The organism is Mixta mediterraneensis (assembly GCF_014946725.1).
In the GTDB taxonomy this organism is placed as follows: domain Bacteria; phylum Pseudomonadota; class Gammaproteobacteria; order Enterobacterales; family Enterobacteriaceae; genus Pantoea; species Pantoea mediterraneensis.
Genome location: NZ_JACFXY010000007.1, coordinates 165458 through 192000, shown reverse-complemented (window position 1 = coordinate 192000; position 26543 = coordinate 165458). Strand labels below are relative to the sequence as shown.

The following is a 26543-nucleotide window of genomic DNA, read 5'->3' as shown; positions in this document are numbered from 1 at the left end:
TCATAGCCTGCGGTAATTCCAGTACGGCGTCAAATTCACTTGATAGCGTTTTCACGCGGTTTGCGTAGCACTTCATTGATTTCCGGTTTATCCAGCGGGCCGCTGATGTGGTAACGCAGCAGCGATATTTTATTCCACAGCGGGCCTAACACCTTACTGGCGGCAAAAACCGCCGCGCCCACTACCGGGTTAACCACAAAGGCGGCAGCGACCCCCACCGAAGCGGATATTTCCGGTGCCACTACCGCTTCCATATCAATCCGGCGCTGTACTAAATCCATTTTACCCTGCATAGCGATGTCGGCTTCCAGCCCATCCACCAGCAGGTTATCGGTGCGCATTACGCCATTTTCAATCCATGCCGTGCCGTTGATCGAATCGAAATAGAAACCTTCATTAAAGGTGTCGCGGAAATCAAAGCGTAACTTGCGCAGCAGCGCATCGAAGCTCATCAGACGTAATATTTGCCCTGCAGCACCGGTATTTACATCCGCGATTTGGCCTTTGCCAAAATGTGTTTTCAATGTACCGCTCAGCGTTTCTTCTGAAGGTTGCCACGGCGCTGCACGCCAGTGCAGATCGTACTCAATGTTGAATGGCGCGTCGCGCAGCGGTGTATTCACACCAAACCAGTTGGTCGCGTTATTAATGTTCTGGCCTTTTAACGTGCCTTTCAGCGAGGTGCGTTGATCATTCGGTCGGTTAACCCATTCGCCCTGTACTTTCAGTTGCGTATTACCGGTATCCACTGAACCGTTAGTTAGTGCTAACGTATCGCCTTTGGGTTGCAGCATTGCCTGCATGCGTCCATATTTCTGTCCCCGGATCCAACACTCAGCGCAGCGTATTTGTAACGTCGGCCAGTTACTAAAATTGATCGCGCTGGATTGCGACAGCGGGGGTTTGCTTTGCGCCGGACTGTTTCCCCATTGCGGATTGTAATAAAGGTAATCCAGGGCAATTTGCCAGGGCGCGAAAGAGGAGGTAGTCAATCGTCCCTGAATTTCTTTGCCCTTTACTGAAACCTGAGTGCTGCCGCTTATCCCTTCCGTCAGCGTAGCATCAATATCATGCCATTGTTGCCCTGCCAGCGTGACCGCCGGGCTGCGCAGAAGGATGTTGCCTGGAATAGTTGCGCCGCCGATCTGACGTGTGCCGGGTGTCCCGGCACTGCCCGTAGCCATTAATGCTGCCCAGGCTTCGCCATCCATCGCCGGTAAGTTCAGCACCATGCCAGATTTATCAGGCAAGGCTGGCAGGCGTTTCGCATCGTTTAACCAGATACCGCGATCGATACGCAGCTGCGGCTCCAGCAGCCAACGGCTATTGAAGCGATGACGCTGATCAACGCTACCGCCCAGGACGAAACTGTGTAAATCGCCGCTGACATTAATAGCCACCGGCATCGTCTCACCGGCCTGCTTATCTAATGGTGCAGGTAAGCGACTGCTTACTTCTTTTGCTTCACCCTTTAATGCAACGTTGTAACGGGCGCCACCTTTGTGCGGTAAGGTAATATCGACATTACCCTGCCACGGCACATGACCGCCAAGCTGACTGCGGAACTGCTGGGGAATTTGTGTCATTTTACCCGGCTGCCAGTCACCCAGCAGTTTGACGTTAACACCAAAATCATCCGGGTTTTCCGTAGTACTGAACGTGACACTGAGCGGCTGACCAAACCAGCTCGCCTGCATTTCGTCACTTTCCAGATTACCGTTGTTGTAACGGAATCGGCCGCTCAGGTTCGTCAGCGTGGTGTTGAGTGGTTTAATGTGCAATGAATTATTGTTCATCACCACATTGCCGCTGGCATGCACCAGCTTGCCATCTAATGGAATATCCAGATTGAGATGTCCGCGCGTGTTGCCCTTAATTTGTAATTGCTGCAATGCCGCGCCCAGCGAGTTTTGCAACGGCGTTTGCTGAAAGTAGTCGGCAATCTGGTTGCCTTCACCACTGATGTCGCCATCGATAATCAGCTTTTCTTTGAGGTAATCTGGGATGATGGCGCTAATCGCGCGTGCATCAACTTTGCCCAGTTTTGCAGCAGGCGCGTTCATCCACAAGCCGTCATTAATAAAGTTAAGATCGATAGCAAAATCGCTGATTTCCGGCCAGTCAGGCTGGAAAGCGTAGGTGGCCTGGCGCAGCGGCACCCACACCTGGAACATGCCGTCGTTGTGCCTGAAGGGGAACAGTTTGGGATTACCGGCAAACAGCAGCGTCGCGTTATCGACCTTGCCGCCTTTGATTGCGTTGCTGAGATAATGGGTTAAACCGTGTCCCATTAAAGGAACCGGGAAATAGCGCCAGGCATCACCGGCATCGGTAACACGAATGCCAGCCAGAATATCCAGCCGCGGCTCGCGCCCGTTGTTTTGTTGATAACGGAAGCCGCCGTGCGCCCACAGTGATCGCGCCTGTACATCGAGATCCTTGCCATCCAGCGTTAAGCCATGTCGATCACGTAACCAGCGCATTGATCCCTGAATTTGATGGATTTCCAGAGGCGCCTGGAACATGTTGCCATACGGCACATCAGCGCGGCCCATATCGATTTTCACCTGACCATTCGCCAGGCTACCACGCGCTTCACCACTCAAATGGCTGATGCCCGGCAGCAGCTTCCAGGGCTGCCAGCTAAAGTCACGCCCTTTCACCAGCATACGCGTCTGGTCCGGCTGCTGTAAGGGAATATCCAGTGCCAGCCCTTCGATGATGCCTTGCGGTTGTAGGGCGCGCCAGTTATCAAACAGCGCGGGCGATAATGGCGCGAACAACGGCACCAGCGGCGCAATATGCTGTAAATCCAGCTGGGTAGCACGAACACGCACTTCCGCCTGCCGATCCGCGCCCAGCAACTGCGGATCCTGAGGTTGCCATAGCAGTGAAAAATGTCCGGCAGGCCACGGCTCGCCGTCAGTACTCAAACGCGTTTGCGGCACATTTACCACCCAGCCGTTTTGAAAGCGCGAAAGATGCGCGGTCAGGCCATTAACCTGTAACTGATGTGGACCGCTTTCGCCTCGCCAGTTGGCACCCCCTTTGCGCAGCAGGAGATCGCCTGCGTAGATGTCACCGCCACGCAGACTGACCCACGCAGCAAGGCTAAAACGGGCGCTGACGAGACGGGTATTGTCGCGCATCCAGCGTCCCAGCCATGGACGAACGTCAACATCGTCCGCCTGCATCCAGATGCGCCCGTCGTTGAGTAAGCCATTACTGTCGTTGAGGTCGAGCCGCACCTGCACCACGCCGTGCTGGCCGGTAAAGCTGGAAAGACTGACTTCTCCTTCAGCGCGGTGACGCGTTTTCTCGTTGACCCAGGTGAGCTTTGGAATCGCCAGTTCGGCATGTTGACCAGAAGGCGTAAGAAAACGAATGGTGCTGTCACGCAGATCAAAATGGTCAAACTGGCGTAAAAAGAGTTGGTTGATCTGGCTTGGCCTGAAGCTATTTTTTTGTTCATCGCTTGTCAGCAGCGGATGATTACTGTCGAAATGCAATTGCCAGAAGGTGAGATTGCGAAACTGCCAGCGCCAGTGCAGCAAAGATTGCCAGACATCCAGCGCAAGATTGACGCGAGCAATAGTGAGTTTTCCGCCATCCTTCATCTCAACATTGAGATCATGGATTTGCAGGCTGGGGCCAAAGTTTTCCCACTTGCCATGCAGCTTCCCCGCGCTAAACGGCAGACCGCTGGTCCTGGAGACGAACAGCATAATATTGCTGCGGTAGCTGTCGAGATGCGGCATCACCAGACGCAGCCCACTGACCAGCAACGCGATAATCACGATGATTGTCGCAACCAGCAGTAATAATATCCTCGGCAACTGCCTCACTCACACCTCTCCTTGCCTTCCGCGAACGACGGAGAATGATTCTCATACCCGACCGTCTACAGACAAAAATAAGCGGTATGAATTTGCATTCTAACCTAAACCGGGATACCTTTTTAGCCTGATGTTGTGCCCAGGGCCAGCATTAACAAGACGCTACATCATCACAACGTCGAACTGTTCCTGGGTATAAAGCGCTTCGACATGCACTTTGACCTGCTTGCCGACAAAGATTTCCACTTCAGCCAGCGCATGTGATTCATCGGTTTTTAACGCTTCGCCAACGGCTGGCGAGACATAAACCAGAAAGCGATCCGAATCATAAGCATGATGGACGCGTACAATTTCACGCATGATTTCATAGCAGACGGTTTCGACCGTTTTCAACGTGCCGCGGCCTTTGCACACCGGGCAATCTTCACACAGCACATGCTCAATACTTTCGCGTGTGCGCTTGCGTGTCATCTCCACCAATCCGAGCGCAGAAAAACCGTTAATGCCTGTTTTCACGCGATCTTTATTCAGCGCACTTTCCAAGGAGTGCAGCACGCGGCGGCGATGCTCTTCATTGCTCATATCGATGAAGTCGATGATGATAATGCCGCCAAGATTACGCAACCGCAGCTGACGCGCAATCGCCTGCGTTGCTTCGACGTTAGTATTAAAGATGGTTTCATCAAGATTGCGATGGCCGACAAACGCGCCGGTATTAATATCAATGGTGGTCATCGCTTCGGTTTGATCGATGATCAGATAACCGCCAGATTTTAGCTCAACCTTACGATCCAGTGAGCGTTGGATTTCGTTTTCCACGTCGAACAGATCAAAAATCGGCTGCTTGCCATTGTAGAGCTCCAGCTTGCTGGCCATTTCCGGAATATACTCGCTGGTAAATTCCACCAGCAAATCGCAGGTCAGACGGGAATCGACACGAATGCGATCCAGCGCAGCGCCAGCAAAGTCACGCAGAATGCGTTGCGCCAGCGCCAGCTCGCCGTAAAGCAGGCAGCGGGTTTGGTTACGTTTTTTACGCTCGCTGACTTTGGTCCACAGGCGTTTCAGAAAAGCGGCGTCTTGCGCGAGCTCTTCGTTGCCGATGCCTTCTGCGGCGGTACGAATAATAAAGCCGCCGAGGTCGTCACAATAATCCGCGACGACAGCCTTCAGGCGTTCACGCTCGCTTTCACTTTCGATACGTTGTGATACGCCCACATGCGACGCGCCTGGCATAAACACCAGGTAACGTGATGGCAAAGTAATGTCAGTCGTCAGGCGCGCGCCTTTGGTGCCGAGGGGATCCTTTACCACCTGCACCATTAAATCCTGGCCTTGGCGCACCAACTCAGCAATATCGCGCACAATGAAATTTTTCTTCTCGTCCCCCGCCACACATTCGGTATGGGGCATGATGTCAGAGGCATGCAAAAAAGCCGCTTTCTCCAGCCCAATATCAACAAAGGCAGCCTGCATGCCGGGCAATACGCGACTCACTCGGCCTTTATAAATGTTACCGACAATACCGCGGCGCGCCTCGCGTTCGATATGGATTTCCTGCAGGATACCGCCGTCAATGTAAGCCACGCGCGTTTCCGATGGCGTGACGTTGACCAACAATTCGGCCGTCATGGTTGACCTCTTAAGGCTCGCAGTGACTGAAAATGGTTGAATAACTCTCCTGTTTCAACCAAAGGTAATCCGACAACCGCGTGGTAGCTTCCATTAATTTTTCGGACAAAGTTTCCACCCCTGCCCTGAATGCCGCATGCCCCGGCTTTATCCATCGGCTCGCCGGTCGCAATGTATTCACTAATATCCGCCGCGGTTAGGCTGCGAAATGTGACATCGGTCGTGACCAGACAATCTAATGCCTGCTGGCGATCGGCCAGCGCCACAGCGGTCATCACCTGATGTGTTTGTCCTGAGAGCTTGCGGAGCATTTCAGCAGCGTGTTCAGTATCGCGTGGTTTTTCCAGCACTTCGCCATTTAACACTACGATGGTATCGGCGCCTAGCACCGGTAAATCATGCTCTGCGGCTGCAACGCCAGCGTACGCTTTTTCGTTTGCCAGGCGACGAACATACGCCTCAGCCGCTTCATTCGGCTGACGCTGCTCTTCAACGTCGGTGACGAGTCGTTCAAACGTGAGGCCAAGCTGAGTCAACAGTTCACGCCGACGCGGTGAACCGGAAGCCAGATAAAGGGTTACCATAAATTTCCTTATTGAACAGCAAACTGACGACGAATCTTTCTCATTAATAAGAATAGCCAGGGCCAGAGAATACCGTCGACGACGCTGCTCCAGAAAATTTCGGGTCGAAATGAGACGTTGATCACTAAAAATTCCGCCCAGAATACAATCACATCCACCGCCAGCGACAGCACCATAACCATTAACGCTTGCTGCCACAACGCTAAGTTGCGGAAAAGTTGGAATTTAAAGGCAACCAGGTAGGCGATGATGCTCAGCGCTAAGGCGCGCACGCCGAGCGTGGAACCGGCGATCAAATCCATAATCGCACCCAATAAAAAGCCGCTACCAACGTTAACCCGGTGCGGTAGCGCCAGCACCCAGTAAATAAGAATCAACAAAAGCCATGAAGGCCGGAACATATAGATTTGTTCCGGCCAGGGCATGATTTGCAGGACAAAGGCAACCAGAAAGGACAGCCAGATCACCCAACGACCCTGGCTGCGATACCGACTCAAGGCTGACCTCCGCGTGAGGGAGCTGGCGAACCTTGTGCGCTGCTTTCACTGCGTGCGGGTGCAGGCGGGCCCATTTGCGCGGCAGGCGCGGGAGGACCCATTTCACCGGCAGGGGGTAAAACCTGCGGCATCATTTGCAACAGCCGCTCGTTAGCAACGCGATGGACTTCATCCGGCGCCATGGGCATATCGCCATTACGATCGGCTCCCCACAGCAGCAGCAGATAACGCAGACGCTGCAGGCCAGCGGCTGGACGCGCCTGAATGACGGTATAGGCGCGTTGCGTATCAACCTTCACGGAAGAAACCACCCCAACCGGATACCCTTCAGGGAAACGCCCACCCAGCCCTGAGGTAACCAATACATCGCCTACGCGAATGTCGGTATTGCCGGGCAAATGCTCAAGCTGCAAATCTTCGGAGCAGCCATTACCGGCTGCAATAACACGAATATCGTTTCGTAAAACCTGTATCGGCAGCGCATGCGAAGCATCGCAAATCAGCAACACGCGGCTGGTCATTTGCCCAACGGCGATGACCTGACCCACCACACCTTTATCGCTGATAACTGGTTGGCCTTCATAGACCCCGTTAATGCTGCCTTTATCGATAACCACTTGATCGGTATAAGGATCGGTCCCGGTAGAAATCACCTGCGTCACCATCTTCTGCTCATCCTGACGCAGCGGCGAACCTAACAGTTCACGCAAGCGCGCATTTTCCTGCTTATATTGCCCCAGCATCAGCAGGTCGCTATTTTTCAGGAAGAGTTCGCGACGTAACGCTTTGTTTTCCAGTTCGAGCTGCTGGCGAGATGCCAGCGTTTCTGATACGCCATCAAGCAGCTGGCGCGGCCCGTTGGCCAGAAAGTAAAACGGGCTGACCGAGGTATCCAGATAGTTGCGTATTTGGGTAAATGAACCCACACGGCTGTCGGCAATAATAATGGCAATTGCCACGATCACCGCCAAAAAAAGACGCAACTGCAGGGAAGGCCCCCTGCTAAAAATCGGCTTCATATAATCTGCGTGTTCCTCGACAACAGATAAGGAAGCACAGTCAATACCGTACTTCCCTGGGCTGGACGCATCTGACCGACGCGTGTAGCGCCAGCTTACACGCTACTCCCTGCGCATGATAGTTAACGGTCTCAGCCGGTTGAGACGATTATTCTTCGCTGAACAAATCGCCGCCATGCATGTCGATCATTTCCAACGCTTTACCGCCACCGCGCGCTACGCATGTTAATGGATCTTCTGCGACAACGACCGGAATGCCGGTTTCTTCCATCAACAGGCGATCCAGATTACGCAGTAGCGCACCGCCGCCAGTTAATACCATGCCGCGTTCGGAGATGTCAGACGCCAGTTCTGGCGGGCACTGCTCCAGCGCGACCATTACCGCACTAACGATACCGGTCAGCGGTTCCTGCAGCGCTTCGAGAATCTCATTGGAGTTCAGTGTAAAGCCGCGCGGTACGCCTTCTGCCAGATTACGGCCACGTACTTCAATTTCACGCACTTCATCGCCTGGGTAAGCTGACCCAATCTCATGCTTGATACGTTCTGCGGTCGCTTCACCAATCAGTGAACCGTAATTACGACGCACATAATTAATAATAGCTTCATCGAAACGGTCACCACCGATACGCACCGAGGAGGAATAGACCACGCCATTCAGGGAGATCACCGCAACTTCTGTGGTGCCGCCACCAATATCCACCACCATCGAACCGGTCGCTTCAGAAACTGGCAGGCCCGCACCGATAGCGGCTGCCATTGGCTCTTCGATCAGAAACACTTCACGTGCGCCTGCGCCTTGTGCAGATTCACGGATGGCGCGGCGTTCTACCTGCGTCGCCCCCACCGGCACACAGACCAGCACTCGCGGGCTGGGACGCATAAAACTGTTGCTATGAACCTGCTTAATAAAGTGCTGTAGCATTTTTTCGGTGACGAAAAAATCAGCGATCACGCCATCTTTCATCGGACGAATGGCAGCAATATTGCCCGGCGTACGGCCAAGCATCTGTTTTGCGTCATGACCGACGGCCGCAACACTTTTCGGTGAACCGGCTCGATCCTGGCGGATAGCAACCACGGAAGGCTCGTTCAGCACGATGCCTTGTCCTTTTACATAAATCAGGGTATTCGCGGTACCCAGGTCAATGGACAAGTCATTGGAAAACATGCCACGAAATTTTTTAAACATACTAAGGGATAATCCTGCAAGCTGGGGGCGGAAAATAAAATCCGCTTACTTTACCAACCACACGAAGCTGCCACAAGGCGCAAAAACGTTCTGCTTCGGTGAAAAAATACGCCAAATTGCGTTTAAATGATCTGTTAGAGGCATCAGCATGAGCGGAACGGCGAAACCACGCCCTGTTGACCGCTTTTAAACCTGTTTCCTTAAAGGTATTTCGACATAAAATTTAACATTTCCGGCTCAAAATTCTGGGACCTGAGCCACGTTCATTAATTAAAAACAGCGCATAAATGCGTTAAAACGACGCAACGCGCTAAATACGATAACGTTGAGAATACTTTTTCACGTTACTGTTTACCGGTTGAGAGGGCGCAAAGAAATCGCCCTGCCCCCCGGCCACGCCTAATCCCACCAGGGTTTGCCACTCAGCACGGGTTCGAACGCCTGCGGCAAAAACCTGGGTGCGCGTCGATTTACATACTTCTATTAAATTCTGCACAAACAGCTGGTTTTCAGTGCGACGCTCAATATTGCGAACTAAGCCGGGATCAAGCTTGATCAATTCCACTGGCAATTGCCTGACATAGGCGCTGCTGACTACCGTTAATCCCGCCCGGCTTACCGCAGTCCGGCAACCAAATGCGTTTAATGCGCGGAAAACCGGTGTTAAGCGATTGATGTGTTGACATACATCCGCCTCGGCAAGTTCAAATAAAAATCGCTTTCTTTGTCCTTTTGGGCATTGCAGCAGCATATTTTGCAGCCAGAGCACAAAAGGACGCTGTAATAGTGAATCAATATTTACTGGCATGACCAGCGTCTCTTCTGGCCACCACTCCGATAAAGCCGCGATACGCGTTACCAGTTGCTGATCCCAATGGCCTGCCATGCCTAACTGCTGCACTAGTGGCATATATTCCGCTGGCAGCAGCTCTTTATCACCGTCAAAGATACGCGCCAGCATGACACGATGCTGTACTTTACCTTCCTTGTTTACCGCCGGTTTTTGATACAAGCGCGGACCGCCACGGCTTAGTGTGTTTTCCAGCAAGCTACGCCAGCGCACACTACCGCGTCCGGCCTCCAGCGGATTGCCTTCACCATTTAACCAGTTATTGCCGCCGAGCAAGGTCGCACGGCGGGTCGCCATTTCGACATTATCCATCACTTGCGACACGGTTTGACCGCTGTGCCAGGCGCTGATACCGATGTGGATTAAATCGTCGCGGTTCACCATTCGCATTGGCGGTAGTGAATCAACGGCATTAATTAATTTATCAGCGATGCTATTCGCTTCTTTTAAACTTCGATGCGGTAGCAATACGGCAAAATCACTGCGGAAATAGCGTGCCAGGGTAGCGCAGCACAAAAGTCGACAGCATATTCACCAAATCGAACAGATATTCTTCAACTATCGATGGATTCAGTTCGCCGCTGAGCGTATCCAGATCGGGCAGACGCACCATCATCACTACGCCATGTGTCCCCACCGCCTCCTGATCTTCAAGCAGCGTGGCCAGCTGATTATCAAAAAACAGCCGGTTATTTAGACCGGTTCGGCCATCCTGAGCGACAAAAGTACGTATTAAGGTATCGATACGCAGACGCTGTTCACTCGCTTCTTGCAGCTCACCCAGCAATACATCCAGTGCACGGCTGGCCCTGGGCGGCCATTCATCACTTTTTTTCTTATCTGTTATCTGACGATCGCCGTTAATAATCGCTTCTGCGCGTACTTCAAGCTGTTCCATGCCACGCCATTGTCGGGTTAACCAACGGTGCATCATCAGCAATAGCAAACTCATCACCAGCACCACTGACAATAACGCGCCAAGCGTGTAAGCCGCCGTGATCGAGCGCAGCCAGGTTTTTGCCGGATCGAGTAACAGAACGCGCAGCTTTACCCCTGACTGATGGATTAGCGGGACGTCAAACTGGATAAAACGATTGGGCTCATTCTCAATCATTTGATGTTCCTGACGTGAGAGCATGAGCAGCGTATGGCTACCGCTATGTAATGAAAGCTGTTCAGCATTCATTACCGGCATCAGCCGGGATAACCAGTCATTAAGCTGAGCGGGCGTCTGGACGAGTAAGGATTTATCGACTTCGGTGGCCAGTACCTGCACGCGATTTTCAACCCGCTGGTTATTTAACCAAAGAACGCTAAAAGCACAGCCTACCAGCATGAGTAACATCGCCAGTACACTAAGAACCTATCCCAAAAGGAATTGTCAGATCGTAAATAATGGCAATTTTTGAGGGCGAAGTATGGCGGGCAACAAGTGGCAGATCAGCGATGAACTCTGGGAGAAAATGGCTCCACTTCTCCCGGAACATAAAACCCACCATCCGCTGGGCACGCATCGTAGACGTGTTGATAATCGTGCCGCAATGAACGCCATTTTCTTTGTGCTCAGAACCGGTTGCCAATGGAATGCCCTGAATGCCACGGATATTTGCTCATCCAGCTCAGCCCACCGCCGCTTTCAGGAATGGCGGGATGCTGGAGTATTTGAACGCTTCTGGCAAAACGGGCTGCTTGCCTGCGAGAAGCGGGATGCCATTGACTGGTCATGGTTGTCGATGGATGGCTGCATGACAAAATCGCCCCTTGCAGGCTCAAAAAAACAGGTCGCAACCCGACTGACAGGGGGAAGCAGGGAGTAAAGCGGAGCCTGATGACCGACGGGAACGGGCTTCCGCTCTCGCTGGCTGTCGCAGGGGCAAATACCCACGACATAAAACTGGTTGAAGATACGCTGGACGCGCTACAGACCGGCAGGCCGGGTCGCAGGCTGCATCTGTGTATGGACAAAGGCTATGAGGCTGAATGGGTGGAAATTTGTTTGAAAGCTCGTCGTTATGAACCTCATATCCAGTCGGGGAAAGAGGAGTCTGAGGCAATTAAAAACAGCGAGTTCAGGGCTCATCGTTGGGTTGTGGAAAGAACGCATAGCTGGATGAATCGCTTTCGCCGCATACTGACGCGATGGGAGAAGAAAGTCGAAAACTACGAGGCGATGCTGCATTTTGCTTGCAGCATCATTGTCTGGAATAAAATCCTTTTGGGATAGGTTCTAAGAAAGGTAATAAACGCAGACAGTTTGGTGGTTAATCGCATCCCTGTGCCTGTAATACGAGGGTAATGACCGGATCTCGTTCCTGTATGGCATCGCCGAACCGGGCTGATGAAATCGCGAGCAAAATAGCATAATTTGCGTCAGGCGACAGCGTGGCAATGCATGATAAGCCAGTATACCGCTGACAGATGACAGCGGGTGTTTATTGTGGATTTTTTCGGCGTATTCTCATTGGCAGCGTTTGCCAGGAAATTTCGCATTTTGGCGAAAAAATTCGCCAGCGCTCGCGATATTCGTCATGTTAAAAGCAAATCGAGTCTGGAGAAGGCAGCATGAAACCCACAAATAATCTGACCGAAGCCGACGTCACCCCCGAAAGCATCTTTAATATGCAACGCCGTCAGGTGTTAAAGGCGTTGGGTTTAAGCGCCGCCGCCATAAGCGTACCCGGCATCGCTAACGCGGATATTCTCAGCTGGTTCAAAGGTAACGATCGATCAGCTGCGCCAGCTGGCCGCCCGCTGGATTTCACCAGGCCGGCACAATATCAGGCGGACCTGACCTTAACGCCCGAATCGAAGGTTTCTGGTTACAATAATTATTACGAATTTGGTCTGGATAAAGCCGATCCTGCCGCGAACGCGGGCACACTGAAAACCGAACCGTGGAAGCTTGTCATTGATGGCGAAGTCGCTAAGCCAGTTACGCTGGATATGGACGAGATTTTTAAACGTTTTGCTATGGAGCAACGTATTTATCGTATGCGCTGCGTCGAGGCCTGGTCAATGGTGGTGCCCTGGGTCGGCTTTGAGTTAAACAAACTTCTCCGCCTGGCGGAACCCACCAGCAATGCACGCTTCGTCGCCTTTCAGACTCTGTATGCTCCCGATCAAATGCCGGGCCAAAAAGACCGCTTTATTGGTGGCGGGCTGAACTACCCTTACGTTGAGGGTCTGCGTTTAGATGAAGCGATGCATCCCCTTACTCTTCTCAGTACCGGTGTCTATGGCAAAGCCTTACCCCCACAAAACGGCGCACCGATTCGCCTGACCGTACCGTGGAAATATGGATTCAAAGGCGTTAAATCCATTGTCAAAATTACCTTAACGCGCGATCAACCACCGACAACCTGGAACCAGATTGCCAGCGATGAATACGGGTTTTATGCCAACGTGAACCCCCATGTAAATCATCCACGCTGGTCACAAGCGACTGAACGTTTTATTGGCCCTGGCAGCGCCCTGAAAGTTGAGCGTCAGCCAACGCTGTTATTTAACGGTTATGCGGAGCAGGTAGCATCGCTCTATCATGGTCTCGATTTGCGGGAGAATTATTAAGTGCGACTGTCGATTAAGCAGATCACCTGGCTAAAAGTCGTGTTGCATCTGGCCGCGTTACTGCCGCTGGTTTATCTGTTTCTGGCGGCCAGCCAGGGTGGGTTAAGCGCCGATCCGGCGAAAGATATTCAGCATTTTACCGGTCGCATGGCGCTGAAGCTGTTACTGGCCACGCTGCTGGTTTCGCCGCTTGCGCGCTACGTGAAACAGCCGCTATTCATTCGCACGCGCCGTCTGCTTGGCGTCTGGACATTCGCCTGGGCCTGCTTACATTTGCTGAGCTATTCCCTGCTTGAGCTCGGCGTGGATAACCTGCGTTTGCTGGGAAGCGAATTAGTCTCCCGCCCCTACCTGACGCTTGGGATCATTTGCTGGCTGATACTTTTGGCGCTAGCCGTCACCTCTTTCCGGTTTATGCAACGCAAACTCGGCAAGCGCTGGCAAACTTTGCATAACTGTATTTATGTCGTGGCTATCCTCGCCCCCATACACTATTTGTGGTCGGTGAAAGTTGTGTCGCCGCAGCCCCTGATTTATGCCTTTATCGCAGCACTGCTGCTCGCGTGGCGTTACAAAAAGTTTCGCAAATGGTGGCCCTTTTAACCCCGCCTGAGTTGTTTTTTTCATTTACTCTCTGATAAAAGATGTCTCCTCCGATCAACTTCGCAGATAAGACCAGTATTTTGCTGCGAATTGCTACGAAACGGATATAATGCCCGGCTTTATTGCAAACCATGACTTCTTTTTGGCCCTGATGGGTGACAAACGAAGAGAGGCAAGGTATTTTACGCGATTCCTCAATGATTGCGGGAGATAGCAGCAAGATGGCACATAAATTACACATTCTGCTCTTAAACGGACCTAACCTTAATTTGCTAGGAACGCGTGAGCCTGAAAAATACGGTCATACTACGCTAAGCCAGATTGTCAGTGATCTGACGCAGCAGGCCAGTCAACTGAATGTAACGCTGAGCCACTTGCAATCCAACGCTGAATTTCAGCTGATCGATCGCATTCATGAGGCCAAAGGCAATGTGGATTACATTATTATTAATCCTGCCGCGTTTACGCACACCAGCGTAGCGTTACGTGATGCTCTGTTGGCGGTCGATATTCCGTTTATAGAAGTGCATCTCTCAAATGTGCATGCCCGCGAGCCCTTCCGTCATCATTCCTGTCTTTCTGATGTCTCTGCTGGCGTGATCTGTGGGCTTGGCGCCGACGGCTACGCATGGGCTTTACAAACGGCAGTAAAACGCCTGTCTCAAACAAATTAATCAAACTGAGTACGGAACCCCACTCATGGATATTCGTAAAATAAAGAAACTGATCGAACTGGTTGAAGAGTCTGGCATCTCTGAGCTGGAAATCTCCGAGGGCGAAGAGTCCGTTCGTATTAGTCGTGCACCTGCAAATGCGGGTTATCCGATGATGCAGCAGGCCTATGCTGCTCCGATGCCACAACCTGCCCTGGCTACCGCTGTCGCACCGGTTGCGACCGTAACTGAAGTTGCGCCTGCGGAAATCAGTGGCCACATCGTTCGTTCGCCAATGGTGGGAACGTTCTATCGCACCCCAAGCCCGGACGCGAAAGCCTTCGTTGAAGTAGGCCAGAAAGTGAACGCCGGTGATACCCTGTGCATCGTCGAAGCCATGAAAATGATGAACCAGATTGAAGCAGATAAGTCTGGCGTGGTGAAAGCGATCCTGGTGGAAAGCGGTCAACCGGTTGAATTCGACGAGCCGCTGGTCGTCATCGAATAACGAGGCGAACCATGCTGGATAAAATTGTAATTGCTAACCGTGGTGAGATCGCGCTGCGTATTCTGCGTGCCTGCAAAGAGCTGGGCATCAAGACCGTGGCGGTGCACTCCAGCGCGGACCGTGACCTTAAGCACGTACTGCTGGCTGACGAAACCGTCTGCATCGGCCCGGCGCAGTCGGTCAAAAGCTATCTCAACATCCCGGCGCTGATTTCTGCTGCTGAAATCACCGGCGCGGTGGCGATCCATCCCGGCTACGGCTTTCTCTCTGAGAACGCCGATTTCGCCGAGCAGGTTGAGCGTTCAGGCTTTATCTTTATTGGCCCGAAAGCTGACACCATCCGCCTGATGGGCGATAAAGTCTCCGCGATTACCGCGATGAAAAAAGCCGGTGTGCCAACCGTGCCTGGCTCCGACGGCTCGCTGACCGATGACATGGAAAAGAACCGTGCCTTCGCGAAGCGTATCGGTTATCCGGTGATCATCAAAGCCTCTGGCGGTGGCGGCGGTCGCGGTATGCGCGTAGTGCGCAGCGACAAGGATCTGGAACAGTCCATTAACATGACGAAGGCAGAGGCCAAAGCGGCTTTCAACAACGACATGGTATATATGGAGAAGTACCTGGAAAATCCGCGCCATATCGAGATTCAGGTACTGGCTGATGGTCAGGGCAACGCCATCTATCTGGGCGAGCGCGACTGCTCCATGCAGCGCCGCCACCAGAAAGTGGTCGAAGAGGCACCAGCGCCGGGCATTACGCCGGAACTGCGTAGCTTTATCGGCGATCGCTGTGCAAAAGCCTGTATTGATATCGGCTATCGCGGCGCGGGTACGTTTGAGTTTCTGTATGAAGACGGTGAGTTCTATTTTATTGAAATGAATACCCGTATTCAGGTTGAGCATCCGGTGACCGAAATGATCACCGGTGTGGATCTCATCAAGGAACAGCTGCGTATCGCAGCCGGTCAGCCGCTGTCTATCAAACAGGCTGACGTGGAGATCCGCGGTCACGCGGTGGAATGCCGTATCAATGCCGAGGACCCAAACACCTTCCTGCCGAGTCCGGGTAAAATCACCCGCTTCCACGCACCGGGCGGTTTTGGCGTGCGCTGGGAATCGCATATTTACGCCGGTTACAGCGTGCCGCCGTATTACGATTCCATGATCGGCAAGCTGATCACCTACGGCGAAACCCGTGAAGTGGCGATTGCGCGCATGAAAAATGCCCTGGCGGAGCTGATCATTGATGGCATCAAGACCAACGTCGAGCTGCAGATGAATATCATGTCCGACGAAAACTTCCAGCATGGTGGCACTAACATCCACTATCTGGAGAAGAAACTCGGCTTGCACGAGAAGTAAACGCAATGTTGAGTGACATTGAGGCCGGTTAATCCGGCCTTTTTCTTTTGCCGCTGGGGTTGGGGTAAATGATGGATGCTCGTTTTTCACAGGCGCATAAAGAAGCGCGCTGGTCGCTTTATTTAACACTGATTTGGCTGGTTGTCTGGGGCCTTACTGCCTGGCTTGGCGGTAACGAAACCGGCATTACCGGCTTGCCGCGCTGGTTCGAATTTTCCTGCATTTTTGCGCCGCTGCTGTTCATTTTTTTATGCTGGCTGATGGTGCGGATGATCTTTCGTGATATGTCACTGGAGGATAAAAATGGCAACTGAAATTATCCTTCCTTTATTAGCCTATTTAGTGATAGTTGCCGCGTTATCGGTGTTTGCTGCGCGTAAACAGCGCCAGGGCAACTTCCTGACGGAATATTTCCTGGGTAATCGCTCAATGGGCGGTTTTGTATTGGCGATGACCATCACTACCACCTATATCAGCGCCAGCTCGTTTATTGGCGGTCCCGGCGCGGCTTATAAGTACGGTTTAGGCTGGGTTCTGCTGGCAATGGTGCAGGTTCCGGCGGTCTGGCTGTCATTGGGTGTACTGGGCAAAAAGTTCGCCATTTTGGCACGCCGCTATAACGCGGTGACGCTCAATGATATGCTTTATGCCCGTTATCGCAGCCCATTACTCATCTGGCTGGCAAGCCTGAGCTTACTGGTGGCGTTTATAGGTGCGATGACGGTTCAGTTTATTGGTGGCGCACGCCTGCTTGAAACGGCTGCGGGCATTCCCTACGATACCGGGCTGCTTATTTTCGGCGGTACTATCGCACTTTACACCGCGTTTGGCGGCTTTCGTGCCAGCGTGCTGAATGATGCAATGCAGGGCATAGTGATGCTGATTGGCACATTTTTACTGCTCTTTGCCATTTTACACCAGGCTGGCGGTTTGCATGCCGCAGTCGAAAAGCTCCACGCCATCGATCCCAGACTGCTGTCGCCACAGGGACCAGACAACATCATCAACCCTACCTTTCTTACTTCATTTACCGTGCTGGTTTGCTTTGGCGTAATTGGTCTGCCACATACCGCGGTGCGCTGTATCTCATATAAAGACAGTAAAGCCGTGCATCGCGCCATTGTTCTTGGCACTGCCGTGGTGGTGATCCTGATGCTAGGTATGCATCTGGCTGGTGCATTGGGTCGGGCCATTTTACCGGATCTCACCGTGCCTGATCGCGTGATTCCGACCCTGATGATTACTGTGCTTCCGCCGCTGGCGGCAGGACTGTTCCTGGCGGCGCCAATGGCTGCCATCATGTCAACTATCAATGCACAGCTGCTGCAAGCGTCCGCGACGCTGGTAAAGGATCTTTATTTGCGCGTTGCGCCGCAGCATATGGAAAATGAGTCGCGGCTACGCGCGTTATCCGGCACCACCACGTTGTTACTGGGTATTCTGCTGCTGGTTGCTGCCTGGAACCCACCAGATATGATCATCTGGCTAAATTTACTGGCTTTTGGCGGCCTGGAAGCCGTGTTTCTCTGGCCACTGGTGCTGGGCCTTTACTGGGAGCGAGCCAATGCTGCCGGTGCAATTAGCGGCATGGTGACAGGAGGAAGCTGCTACGCTTTTCTGGCGAGCCTTAACTGGCAGATCGGGGATTTTCATCCTATCGTGCCATCCTTGCTTTTAAGTCTGCTGGCGTTTTTAGTCGGCAATCTGTTTGGACGTGTCCCGTCGGTTGATGCGCCACAACAATGAATGAAAGAGAAATGTTATGCCTTGGATTCAAATCAAAATTAATAGCTCAGGTGAGCATGCAGAGACGCTGAGCGATGCGTTAATGGAAACCGGCGCAGTATCAGTCACTTTTCAGGACACCAATGACACGCCCGTGTATGAGCCTCTGCCAGGCGAAACACGCCTGTGGGGAGATACCGATGTGATTGGTTTATTTGATGCGGAAACCGACATGAAGGCAGTCATTGCGATGCTGTCACATCATCCTGTATTGGCTACCGGTTTCCGTCATAAAATTGAGCAAATCGAAGATAAGGACTGGGAACGCGAGTGGATGGAAAACTTTCATCCTATGCGTTTTGGCGAACGCTTGTGGATTTGTCCAAGCTGGCGCGATGTACCCGATCCAAATGCGGTAAACGTGATGCTTGATCCTGGTCTGGCATTTGGCACCGGAACACATCCAACAACCTCACTTTGCCTGACCTGGCTCGATGGTCTGGATCTGGCAGGTAAAACAGTGATCGACTTTGGATGCGGTTCAGGAATCCTGGCCATTGCTGCGCTAAAATTGGGTGCAGCTCAGGCTATTGGTATTGATATTGATCCACAAGCTATTCAGGCCAGCCGTGATAATGCAGAGCGAAACGGTGTTGCGGAGCGCCTGTCACTTTATCTGCCGCACCAACAGCCAGAAAATTTGCAGGCTGACGTAGTGGTCGCGAATATTCTCGCTGGCCCACTGCGAGAATTAGCGCCGCTGATCAGCGTGCTGCCAAAACAGGGCGGCCATTTAGGCTTATCAGGTGTGCTGGAGAGCCAGGCTGAAAGCGTCTGTGAGGCTTATGTACAGCAATTCGCCTTAGACCCGGTTGCTGTCAAAGAAGAGTGGTGTCGCATTACGGGTATCAAACGCGCTTGATCGCACTGCTCTGCGTGGATTGCACGGCTTTGATCACAGCGCGCGCATTTTCATTCTGCCCTGGCCAGTAATAGCAGGGCTTATCTAATGCGCTCAGACGATTCAGAAGCGGTGTATCCATTAACTCAGGCAAATATCGTTCCGATGTATTTCAAAGAGAAATTAATCCTTCTCACGCTGATGCCTGGCACCGGGTAGCAATCCATCGCGCGCAGCCTTTTTTCAAAGCTCGTTTAACTGTGGCTAGATGAGCAGGTTACGCCTGCTGGATGCGTTTCTGTCTGGCAGAGAATGGTACAACTACGCTGTTTCCCCGTTGCATGTATCGTTAATTACGTCAGGTGACGTTTAATATCTGGTAATTCGGTGAACTTTATTGGAAAAACTTTTGTATACAATTTCAGCGAAATTTACTTAACTTGATGAATTATAACAGCAAATATAAAAATACATCTTCATGCGCCCTGTTTCTTTGATCTTTCCTTGCTAATTGTTCAAAGTTTGGCCTTTCATCTTCCTTAAAAAATGCGTAATATACGCCGCCTTGCAGACACAGTATGGCCATCTTTACTTCATGCGTATTGGAAACATCCAGCTGAGAAATCGATTGATTGCAGCGCCTATGGCCGGTATTACCGATAAGCCTTTCAGGATGCTCTGTCATGAAATGGGCGCAGGAATGGCGGTTTCTGAGATGTTGTCATCAAATCCCGAGGTTTGGGCCAGTGATAAGTCTCGTTTACGCATGGTGCATAGTGATGAGCCAGGTATTCGCGCCGTGCAAATCGCCGGTTGCGATCCCAGCGAGATGGCGCAGGCTGCGCGGATTAATGTTGATGCTGGTGCCCAGGTCATTGACATTAATATGGGCTGCCCTGCGAAGAAAGTGAACCGCAAAATGGCGGGTTCGGCCTTACTGCAATATCCCGAAGTGGGGGAGTCAATCCTCTCTGCGGTGGTGAATGCAGTTAATGTGCCGGTTACACTGAAAATACGCACCGGCTGGGATCCTGAAAACAAAAACTGTGTCGCGATTGCCCAATTGGCTGAACGCTGTGGCATTCAGGCCCTGACGATACATGGCCGCACTCGTGCCTGCCTGTTCAACGGGGAAGCTGAATACGACAGCATTCGGACAGTTAAGCAGAGTGTCTCTATTCCGATTATCGCGAACGGAGACATAACTGACCCGCATAAAGCCAGAGCGGTGCTCGACTACACTGGAGCTGATGCTCTGATGATAGGACGTGCTGCTCAGGGAAGACCGTGGATCTTCCGGGAAATCCAGCATTATCTGGACACTGGGGAGTTGCTTGCTCCACTGCCTCTGGCAGAAGTGAAGCGCTTGCTTGTTTCGCATATACGTGAGCTGCACGACTTTTACGGTCCAGGCAAGGGATACCGTATAGCGCGAAAGCACGTCTCCTGGTATCTCCAGGAGCATGCCCCGAATGACCAGTTTCGGCGCACATTCAACGCCATTGAGGATGCCAGCGAACAGCTGGAGGCGTTGGAGGCATACTTCGAAAATCTTGCGTAACGAAATAAAGAGCTGAAAGAACTATGTTCGAACAACGCGTAAATTCTGACGTACTGACTGTTTCTACCGTTAACTCACAGGATCAGGTAACGCAAAAGCCGTTACGTGATTCGGTAAAACAAGCACTGAAGAACTATTTTGCTCAACTGAACGGTCAAGACGTTAGTGACCTGTATGAGCTGGTTTTGGCAGAAGTCGAGCAGCCTCTGTTGGACATGGTGATGCAATATACCCGTGGCAATCAGACCCGTGCTGCCCTGATGATGGGTATTAACCGCGGTACGCTGCGTAAGAAATTGAAAAAATACGGCATGAACTGATATTGGTTCATCCTGCTAATCACGCCAACCTTTGGGTTGGCGTTTTTATTTGTGCTTAATGACAACAGAGCCAGCGACAAACGTGTGAAACGATCAATGATTGAGTGGCATCCTTGATCCTCCCTCCGCCTTCCTTATGTGTTCCCTTGCGCCTTTTAATGACTAGCAGCCACTGCTTTTATTCGTAACAAGACTTCTTCAGTAAGCGTCTCATCCAGACCGTCTTTTATTTTTGCCCGCGTTTCCTACCATGGACACTTTCGCGAACATGGACACTACCGTGGACAAAAATACGCCTTACACCAGAAGACCATGGATCTTCACAGCGCTGAGCCTGCGCTTTAATGAGGCTCTGACTTACCGTGAAATAGCAGAACAACTGAACCTTAGCTCATCTGCCATACATAAAATGTTCACGCGTTTTCGACGAACCGGAATTAACTGGCCATTGTCGGAAGAATACACGCCTGAACGCCTGGAGGAAGAGCTCTATGCCTTCAATCTTGAGACAAATCTTCCTGTAAAAAAACGCCGGCCGGACTGGCCTCTGGAATTCAAAATTCGCATGGCGGAGCTGACCCTGCAGCCGGACGCCTGTGTGGCTCAAATTGCCCGTGAGCATGGCATTAACGATAATCTGCTGTTCAACTGGCGCAATCTGCATCGTCAGGGGCTACTGGATCCGGCCAACAGAGCGACTCTGATTCCGGTTACTATGGAGCCTGTTGTCCCTCCGCCCAGGCAAAACGGCGTCGTATCAGCAGACCTGCCACCGGTCATCAGCTGCAGGCTGACGTTGCCAGGTGGAAGCCTCAACCTGACTGGCCCGCTGACGCCTGAACTTCTGCGCGCACTGGTCAGCGAACTCAGGGAGGGTGAGTCATGATTAGCTTTCCGGCAGGTTCGCGGATCTGGCTGGTTGCTGGCGTGACAGATATGCGCTGTAGCTTCAACGGGCTGGCAGCGAAAGTGCAGAACACGCTTCGCACCGATCCGTTCAGCGGTCATCTGTTTATCTTTCGCGGTCGTCGCGGCGACATGATAAAGGTGCTGTGGGCCGACCGGGACGGCCTGTGCCTGTTCACCAAACGACTGGAGCGGGGGCGCTTCGTCTGGCCGGTGACCCGTGACGGAAAAGTGCATCTGACGCCTGCGCAGCTCTCCATGCTGCTGGAAGGCATTAACTGGAAGCACCCACAGCGGACTGAACGGCCTGGCCTGCGGATATAACCTGCTGTAAAATGGGGTTATGGACGCATCCCTTCCCGATGAAAACGCCCGGCTCAGGGCGCTGCTGCTGGAGCAGCAGACCACCATCCGCAAAATGGCGGAGTATAACCGCCTGCTCTCACAGCGGGTGGCGGCGTACGCCAGCGAAATCAACCGGCTGAAGGCGCTGATCACTAAGCTTCAGCGCATGCAGTTCGGCAAAAGCTCCGAAAAGCTGCGTGAGAAAACGCAGCGCCAGGTGCGCGAGGCTGAAGAGCGCATCGGCGCCCTGCAGGAGGAGATGGCTGAGGCGCTGGGTGAGCAGCATGACCCGGTGGTTCCGCAACCGCTGCGCCAGTCTTCTGCCCGTAAACCATTACCGGCCACACTCCCCCGCGAAACCCGCACGCTGTCGCCGGCAGAAACCGCCTGCCCGTCGTGCGGCGGAGAGCTCAGCGCGCTGGGCTGCGACGTATCGGAGCAGCTGGAGCTCATCAGCAGCGCCTTTAAGGTTATCGAAACGCAGCGGCCAAAACTGGCCTGCTGTGGATGTGACCACATCGTTCAGGCGACCATGCCGGCAAAACCCATAGAGCGCAGCTACGCGGGTCCCGGGCTGCTGGCGCGCATCGTCACGGCAAAGTTCGCAGAGCACACGCCTCACTATCGTCAGTCAGAGATATACCGGCGTCAGTGCGTGGAGCTGAGTCGTGCCACACTGGGGCGCTGGTCCGGTGCGGTCAGCGAACTGCTGGAGCCGCTGTATGACCTGCTGCGCCAGTACGTGCTGATTCCGGGCAAGGTGCATACCGACGATATCCCTGTGCCGGTTCAGGAGCCGGGCAGCGGTAAAACCCGCACGGCCCGGCTGTGGGTCTACGTGCGGGACGACCGTAACGCGGGCTCACCGCTTCCCCCGGCGGTGTGGTTCGCGTACTCGCCGGACCGTAAGGGGATACATCCGCAGCAACACCTTGCCGGATACAGCGGTATCCTGCAGGCCGATGCTTACGGCGGCTACAACGCACTGTACGAAGACGGCCGTATCGCCGAAGCGGCCTGCATGGCGCACGCCCGGCGAAAAATCCATGACGTTCACGTCCGCACACCGACCGACGTCACAACCGAAGCGCTGAAGCGCATCGGTAAACTGTATGCCATCGAGGCGGAGATACGCGGCAGCCCGGCAGAGGAGCGGCTGGCGGTCCGGAAAGAGCAGACGGTCCCGCTGATGCAGTCGCTGTACGACTGGGTACAGGCACAGATGAAGGTGCTGTCGCGCCACTCGGATACGGCGAAGGCGTTCTCGTACCTGCTGAAGCAGTGGGATGCGCTGAACCTGTACTGCAGCAACGGCTGGGCCGAGATAGACAATAACATCGCAGAGAACGCGCTGCGTGGCGTTGCCCTGGGGCGGAAAAACTGGCTGTTCGCGGGTTCAGACGCGGGCGGGGAACGTGCTGCGGTACTGTACTCGCTGATCGGCACCTGCCGGCTTAACGGCGTGGAACCGGAGGCGTGGCTGCGTTACGTCATCGGTCATATCCAGGACTGGCCGGTGAACCGGGTCCGTGATCTGCTGCCCTGGAAGGTCGATCTCACTTTTGTCTGAGCGTCAATACGGTCTGGATGAGACGCTTACACTTCTTCATACATTCCTGTCTGAGTTTTGTTCTTTTTCTGTAATAAGACTATTTATATAAAGTGATTGGATCAGCGCATATTGCTTTCTTCGATAAGTGGTATTAGCGGGATACGTTAGACCACCGTTTTTTTTCAAATAAATTTAATGAAATGCAGAATTGGCACCATCCTGGTGTGGGCAACGCTGATAAAGTGACGGTGATGGTTACGATGAAATTATTGAGCCGTAGCTAGCAGGAAGCCTTGTTGATCCGGATTTGAAATAGGTAGATGAGGAGTAATTCAGGATTTATTGTCGCTACCGATGTAAAACTGGCCCACCTGCCGATGTAAATCTGACCCACCTAGGGTAAAAATGGCAGTTTTAAGGCACTGCCAATGATGACATTGGAGACCAGAGTGGAGATTAGTGTTTTACACCGTCAGGGCATGTCGATACGCGCCATCGCGCGCCAGCTTTCATGCTCTCGTGAGACCGTTCGCAGATATATTCGTAGCCCGCTGCCCGTAGCGGATATGCGCTACAAGCCTCGCGCACCCAGACCCTGCAAGCTTGACCCGTTCAAGACCTATATCCTTGAGCGCGTGGCCGCTGCCAGGCCCCTCTGGATACCCGCCAGTGTGCTGCTGCGCGAGATCCGTCAGCGTGGTTACGAGGGTGGTTACAGCATGCTGACCGCTTTCCTGCACCCCATTAAGCAGCCCGTCACTGAAGAGGTAACACGCTTCGAGACCGAGCCTGGCTTTCAGATGCAAGTTGATTTCACCATCATCAGACTCGGTCATAACCCATTGCTGGCCTTTGTCGCCACGCTGGGCTGGAGCCGCGCGACTTTCGTCAAGTTTTACAGCAACCAGGACTCCGCTGCCTGGTGTGACGGCATTGAGTCTGCGCTCAGGTTCTTCGGCGGGACGCCGCATCAGCTGCTGTTCGACAACGCCAAGGCCATCATCATTGAGCGCGATGTCTACGGCCCCGGTAAGCATCGCTGGAACCCGCAGTTGATGCACGTCGCCGAGAAGTATGCCTTTACTCCCAAGGTCTGCCGACCCTATCGCGCCAAGACCAAGGGTAAGGTTGAGCGGTTTAACCATTACCTCAAGAACAGCTTTATCGTGCCTCTTACCGCGACCTTCCGGCAGGCCGGGCTGGTACTGGATGTACCTGCTGCCAACACACGCATCGGCGAGTGGCTGGTCACCGTCGCGAACACACGAGTGCATGGCACCACAGGCGTACCGCCTGAGCAGCGCATGCCGCGCGAGCGTGCTGCGCTATTGCCGTTACCGAAGGTCACGTTGGCATTGCCTGCACCTGTCCCAGCGCTCAGCCAGCGTCCGGTGCCGACCGAGAGCCTGCAACATCCTCTGGCAACGTACCAGGCCTTGCTCGAGGTGCCAGCATGAACCTTCAACATGATCGTATTGCCGCGCTCTGCGAGCAACTCAAGCTCGACCGCCTGCCGGCAGAGTGGCCGGGTGTGGCACAGGCGACCATCGACAACAGCGGCACGCATGCCGACTTCCTGGAAGCCGTTTTGCAGCTCCAGCATGATGGCCAGAACGAACGGCGTCGCCAGACCATTTTGCGGTTATCAGGCCTGCCGGTGATAAAAACACTGGAGCAGTTCGATTACGCCTATGCCAGTGGCGTTCCACGAAGTCAGATCCAGGAGTTGGCGGGTCTGACATTTATCGAACGTCAGGAGAACGTTGTCCTGCTCGGGCCTTCTGGCGTCGGCAAAACGCACCTGGCGACCGCCATTGGCTATAAGGCCGCGATGGCGGGTTTAAGCATTCGGTTCATTACCGCCGCCGACATGATGCTGCAACTGATGGCGTCACATCGTCAGGGTGACCTGAAGGGCTACCTGAACCGCGTCGTAGGTAAACCTAAGCTGTTGATCATCGACGAAGTGGGATATCTGCCGTTCGGTAAAATGGAGGCGAACCTGTTCTTCCAGGTAGTCGCTAAACGGTATGAGTCAGGCAGCGTGATCCTGACCAGCAACCTGCCGTTTACGCAGTGGTCCGGAACGTTTGGTGATGACGAGACACTGACGGCAGCGATGCTGGATCGGCTGCTTCACCATGCGCATATCGCCCAAATCAGCGGCCAAAGCTATCGACTGAAAGATAAGCTGAAAAGCGGTCAACTCCAGAAGAAAACGAAAGCAACAACGCTCGAATGATTCAAAGGGGGTGGGTCAGTTTTACTTTGGCAGGGTGGGTCAGAATTCGATCGGTATTGACAATTTATTAGTCCGTTTAAACCCTGGTGTGTACCGCTTCTTAATGGATGATGTATGGTAGTAATTTGTGCCTGGTTAGCTAGTATAGAAACTTAATTCAAAGGATGGGTATTAAGAAGAATAGAACGGTGATTTTGATCAGTTTAATGCGCCAACGAAAAAAGCCCTTTGCATATGCAAAGGGCTTTCTCTTATTTGATGCCTGGCAGTTCCCTACTCTCGCATGGGGAGACCCCACACTACCATCGGCGCTACGGCGTTTCACTTCTGAGTTCGGCATGGGGTCAGGTGGGACCACCGCGCTACTGCCGCCAGGCAAATTCTTTAAATCCGAACTCATGCCTATACTGGTGCTGATACCCAGAGTCGAACTGGGGACCTCACCCTTACCAAGGGTGCGCTCTACCAACTGAGCCATATCAGCACACTAAATTTGATGCCTGGCAGTTCCCTACTCTCGCATGGGGAGACCCCACACTACCATCGGCGCTACGGCGTTTCACTTCTGAGTTCGGCATGGGATCAGGTGGGACCACCGCGCTACGGCCGCCAGGCAAATTCTGTTTTATTCACGCCGTCACCCTCAGGCAACCACGTGAACCAGTCCGTGAACCAAGCTGAAAACCGGG

23 protein-coding genes, 1 tRNA gene, 2 rRNA genes and 2 pseudogenes are annotated in these 26543 nt (G+C 53.0%); 16 read left to right on the top strand and 12 right to left on the bottom strand.

Translation table 11 applies throughout. The annotated features are described in order from the left end of the window. Positions 1 to 35 precede the first annotated feature (35 nt). The 7 genes and pseudogenes from yhdP to csrD form a co-directional block, all read right to left on the bottom strand. A complete protein-coding gene (gene yhdP, locus H2P46_RS14475) occupies positions 36 to 3845 on the bottom strand; it encodes an AsmA2 domain-containing protein YhdP (RefSeq protein WP_193405678.1) in 3810 nt (1269 codons plus the stop codon). A 153-nt stretch (positions 3846 to 3998) separates the two neighbouring features. After that, positions 3999 to 5468 (bottom strand): ribonuclease G, encoded by a 1470-nt coding sequence (gene rng / locus H2P46_RS14470; RefSeq protein ID WP_193405677.1) that lies wholly within the window; start codon positions 5466 to 5468, stop codon positions 3999 to 4001. Then, positions 5465 to 6052 carry a Maf family protein gene (locus H2P46_RS14465; protein ID WP_193405676.1) on the bottom strand — a complete coding sequence of 196 codons (588 nt, stop codon included), beginning with the start codon at positions 6050 to 6052 and terminating at the stop codon, positions 5465 to 5467. The genes rng and H2P46_RS14465 overlap by 4 nt, the downstream gene beginning before the upstream one ends. Positions 6053 to 6060: 8 nt before the next feature. Next, positions 6061 to 6549 (bottom strand): rod shape-determining protein MreD, encoded by a 489-nt coding sequence (gene mreD, locus H2P46_RS14460; RefSeq protein ID WP_193405675.1) that lies wholly within the window; start codon positions 6547 to 6549, stop codon positions 6061 to 6063. Continuing rightward, complete coding sequence (gene mreC / locus H2P46_RS14455) at positions 6546 to 7568, bottom strand: rod shape-determining protein MreC (RefSeq protein WP_193405674.1); 1023 nt, start codon at positions 7566 to 7568, stop codon at positions 6546 to 6548. Before mreC ends, mreD begins: the two co-directional genes overlap by 4 nt. A gap of 148 nt (positions 7569 to 7716) precedes the next feature. Next, positions 7717 to 8760: a rod shape-determining protein MreB gene (gene mreB / locus H2P46_RS14450; RefSeq protein ID WP_003855260.1), complete on the bottom strand. Its 1044-nt coding sequence runs from the start codon at positions 8758 to 8760 to the stop codon at positions 7717 to 7719. A 310-nt stretch (positions 8761 to 9070) separates the two neighbouring features. Beyond that, positions 9071 to 10955: pseudogene (gene csrD, locus H2P46_RS14445) on the bottom strand (RNase E specificity factor CsrD). A gap of 73 nt (positions 10956 to 11028) precedes the next feature. On the opposite strand from csrD, the pseudogene H2P46_RS14440 reads away from it, so the two are divergent. From H2P46_RS14440 to prmA, 9 genes and pseudogenes are all read left to right on the top strand, one after another. Next, positions 11029 to 11834 (top strand): annotated as a pseudogene (locus H2P46_RS14440) (IS5 family transposase). Between the two features lie 338 nt (positions 11835 to 12172). Then, positions 12173 to 13177, top strand: coding sequence for a protein-methionine-sulfoxide reductase catalytic subunit MsrP (gene msrP, locus H2P46_RS14435; RefSeq protein WP_193405673.1), 1005 nt, complete (start codon positions 12173 to 12175; stop codon positions 13175 to 13177). Next, the gene (msrQ, locus tag H2P46_RS14430) at positions 13178 to 13780 is read left to right on the top strand and encodes a protein-methionine-sulfoxide reductase heme-binding subunit MsrQ (RefSeq protein ID WP_193405672.1); all 603 of its coding nucleotides are present in this window, start codon (positions 13178 to 13180) and stop codon (positions 13778 to 13780) included. 221 nt (positions 13781 to 14001) lie between these two features. Continuing rightward, positions 14002 to 14454, top strand: a complete 453-nt coding sequence (gene aroQ / locus H2P46_RS14425; protein WP_193405724.1) for a type II 3-dehydroquinate dehydratase — start codon at positions 14002 to 14004, stop codon at positions 14452 to 14454. Between the two features lie 25 nt (positions 14455 to 14479). Beyond that, complete coding sequence (gene accB / locus H2P46_RS14420; protein ID WP_193405671.1) at positions 14480 to 14941, top strand: acetyl-CoA carboxylase biotin carboxyl carrier protein; 462 nt, start codon at positions 14480 to 14482, stop codon at positions 14939 to 14941. Positions 14942 to 14952: 11 nt separating this feature from the next. Then, entirely contained in the window at positions 14953 to 16302 is a 1350-nt protein-coding gene (gene accC / locus H2P46_RS14415) for an acetyl-CoA carboxylase biotin carboxylase subunit (protein WP_193405670.1), read from the top strand. A gap of 71 nt (positions 16303 to 16373) precedes the next feature. Then, positions 16374 to 16616: a YhdT family protein gene (locus H2P46_RS14410; RefSeq protein WP_193405723.1), complete on the top strand. Its 243-nt coding sequence runs from the start codon at positions 16374 to 16376 to the stop codon at positions 16614 to 16616. Next, entirely contained in the window at positions 16606 to 18048 is a 1443-nt protein-coding gene (gene panF / locus H2P46_RS14405) for a sodium/pantothenate symporter (protein ID WP_193405669.1), read from the top strand. The genes H2P46_RS14410 and panF overlap by 11 nt, the downstream gene beginning before the upstream one ends. Positions 18049 to 18064: 16 nt before the next feature. Further along, positions 18065 to 18949: a 50S ribosomal protein L11 methyltransferase gene (gene prmA, locus H2P46_RS14400; RefSeq protein WP_193405668.1), complete on the top strand. Its 885-nt coding sequence runs from the start codon at positions 18065 to 18067 to the stop codon at positions 18947 to 18949. Here the strand turns inward: prmA and H2P46_RS23265 are convergent. Together H2P46_RS23265 and H2P46_RS23015 are read right to left on the bottom strand one after the other, a co-directional pair. Continuing rightward, positions 18936 to 19070: a hypothetical protein gene (locus H2P46_RS23265; protein ID WP_275092430.1), complete on the bottom strand. Its 135-nt coding sequence runs from the start codon at positions 19068 to 19070 to the stop codon at positions 18936 to 18938. The two genes, prmA and H2P46_RS23265, sit on opposite strands and share 14 nt — an antisense overlap. A 306-nt stretch (positions 19071 to 19376) precedes the next feature. Then, on the bottom strand, positions 19377 to 19613 hold the full coding sequence (locus H2P46_RS23015; RefSeq protein ID WP_238939010.1) for a hypothetical protein: 237 nt from the start codon (positions 19611 to 19613) through the stop codon (positions 19377 to 19379). Between H2P46_RS23015 and dusB the strand changes: the two genes are divergently transcribed. From dusB to istB, 7 genes are all read left to right on the top strand, one after another. Beyond that, a complete protein-coding gene (gene dusB / locus H2P46_RS14395) occupies positions 19524 to 20489 on the top strand; it encodes a tRNA dihydrouridine synthase DusB (protein ID WP_193405667.1) in 966 nt (321 codons plus the stop codon). The genes H2P46_RS23015 and dusB overlap by 90 nt on opposite strands. A gap of 23 nt (positions 20490 to 20512) precedes the next feature. Next, positions 20513 to 20809, top strand: coding sequence for a DNA-binding transcriptional regulator Fis (gene fis / locus H2P46_RS14390; RefSeq protein ID WP_003855228.1), 297 nt, complete (start codon positions 20513 to 20515; stop codon positions 20807 to 20809). A gap of 250 nt (positions 20810 to 21059) precedes the next feature. Further along, on the top strand, positions 21060 to 21695 hold the full coding sequence (tnpA, locus tag H2P46_RS14385) for an IS66-like element accessory protein TnpA (protein WP_193403483.1): 636 nt from the start codon (positions 21060 to 21062) through the stop codon (positions 21693 to 21695). Then, positions 21692 to 22039 (top strand): IS66 family insertion sequence element accessory protein TnpB, encoded by a 348-nt coding sequence (gene tnpB / locus H2P46_RS14380; protein WP_193403484.1) that lies wholly within the window; start codon positions 21692 to 21694, stop codon positions 22037 to 22039. Before tnpA ends, tnpB begins: the two co-directional genes overlap by 4 nt. A 19-nt stretch (positions 22040 to 22058) precedes the next feature. Continuing rightward, positions 22059 to 23630: an IS66 family transposase gene (gene tnpC / locus H2P46_RS14375; protein ID WP_193404199.1), complete on the top strand. Its 1572-nt coding sequence runs from the start codon at positions 22059 to 22061 to the stop codon at positions 23628 to 23630. A 410-nt stretch (positions 23631 to 24040) separates the two neighbouring features. Next, positions 24041 to 25069: an IS21 family transposase gene (gene istA, locus H2P46_RS14370; protein WP_193403243.1), complete on the top strand. Its 1029-nt coding sequence runs from the start codon at positions 24041 to 24043 to the stop codon at positions 25067 to 25069. Beyond that, entirely contained in the window at positions 25066 to 25854 is a 789-nt protein-coding gene (istB, locus tag H2P46_RS14365) for an IS21-like element helper ATPase IstB (protein WP_193403211.1), read from the top strand. Before istA ends, istB begins: the two co-directional genes overlap by 4 nt. Before the next feature lie 260 nt (positions 25855 to 26114). Here istB and rrf (H2P46_RS14360) read toward each other — a convergent pair. The 3 genes from rrf (H2P46_RS14360) to rrf (H2P46_RS14350) all read right to left on the bottom strand — a co-directional run bounded on the left by rrf (H2P46_RS14360) (position 26115) and on the right by rrf (H2P46_RS14350) (position 26468). Continuing rightward, positions 26115 to 26230 (bottom strand): 5S ribosomal RNA (gene rrf, locus H2P46_RS14360). A 32-nt stretch (positions 26231 to 26262) separates the two neighbouring features. Then, a tRNA-Thr gene (locus H2P46_RS14355) sits at positions 26263 to 26338 on the bottom strand. A gap of 14 nt (positions 26339 to 26352) precedes the next feature. Then, positions 26353 to 26468, bottom strand: a 5S ribosomal RNA gene (gene rrf, locus H2P46_RS14350). Positions 26469 to 26543: the final 75 nt, after the last annotated feature.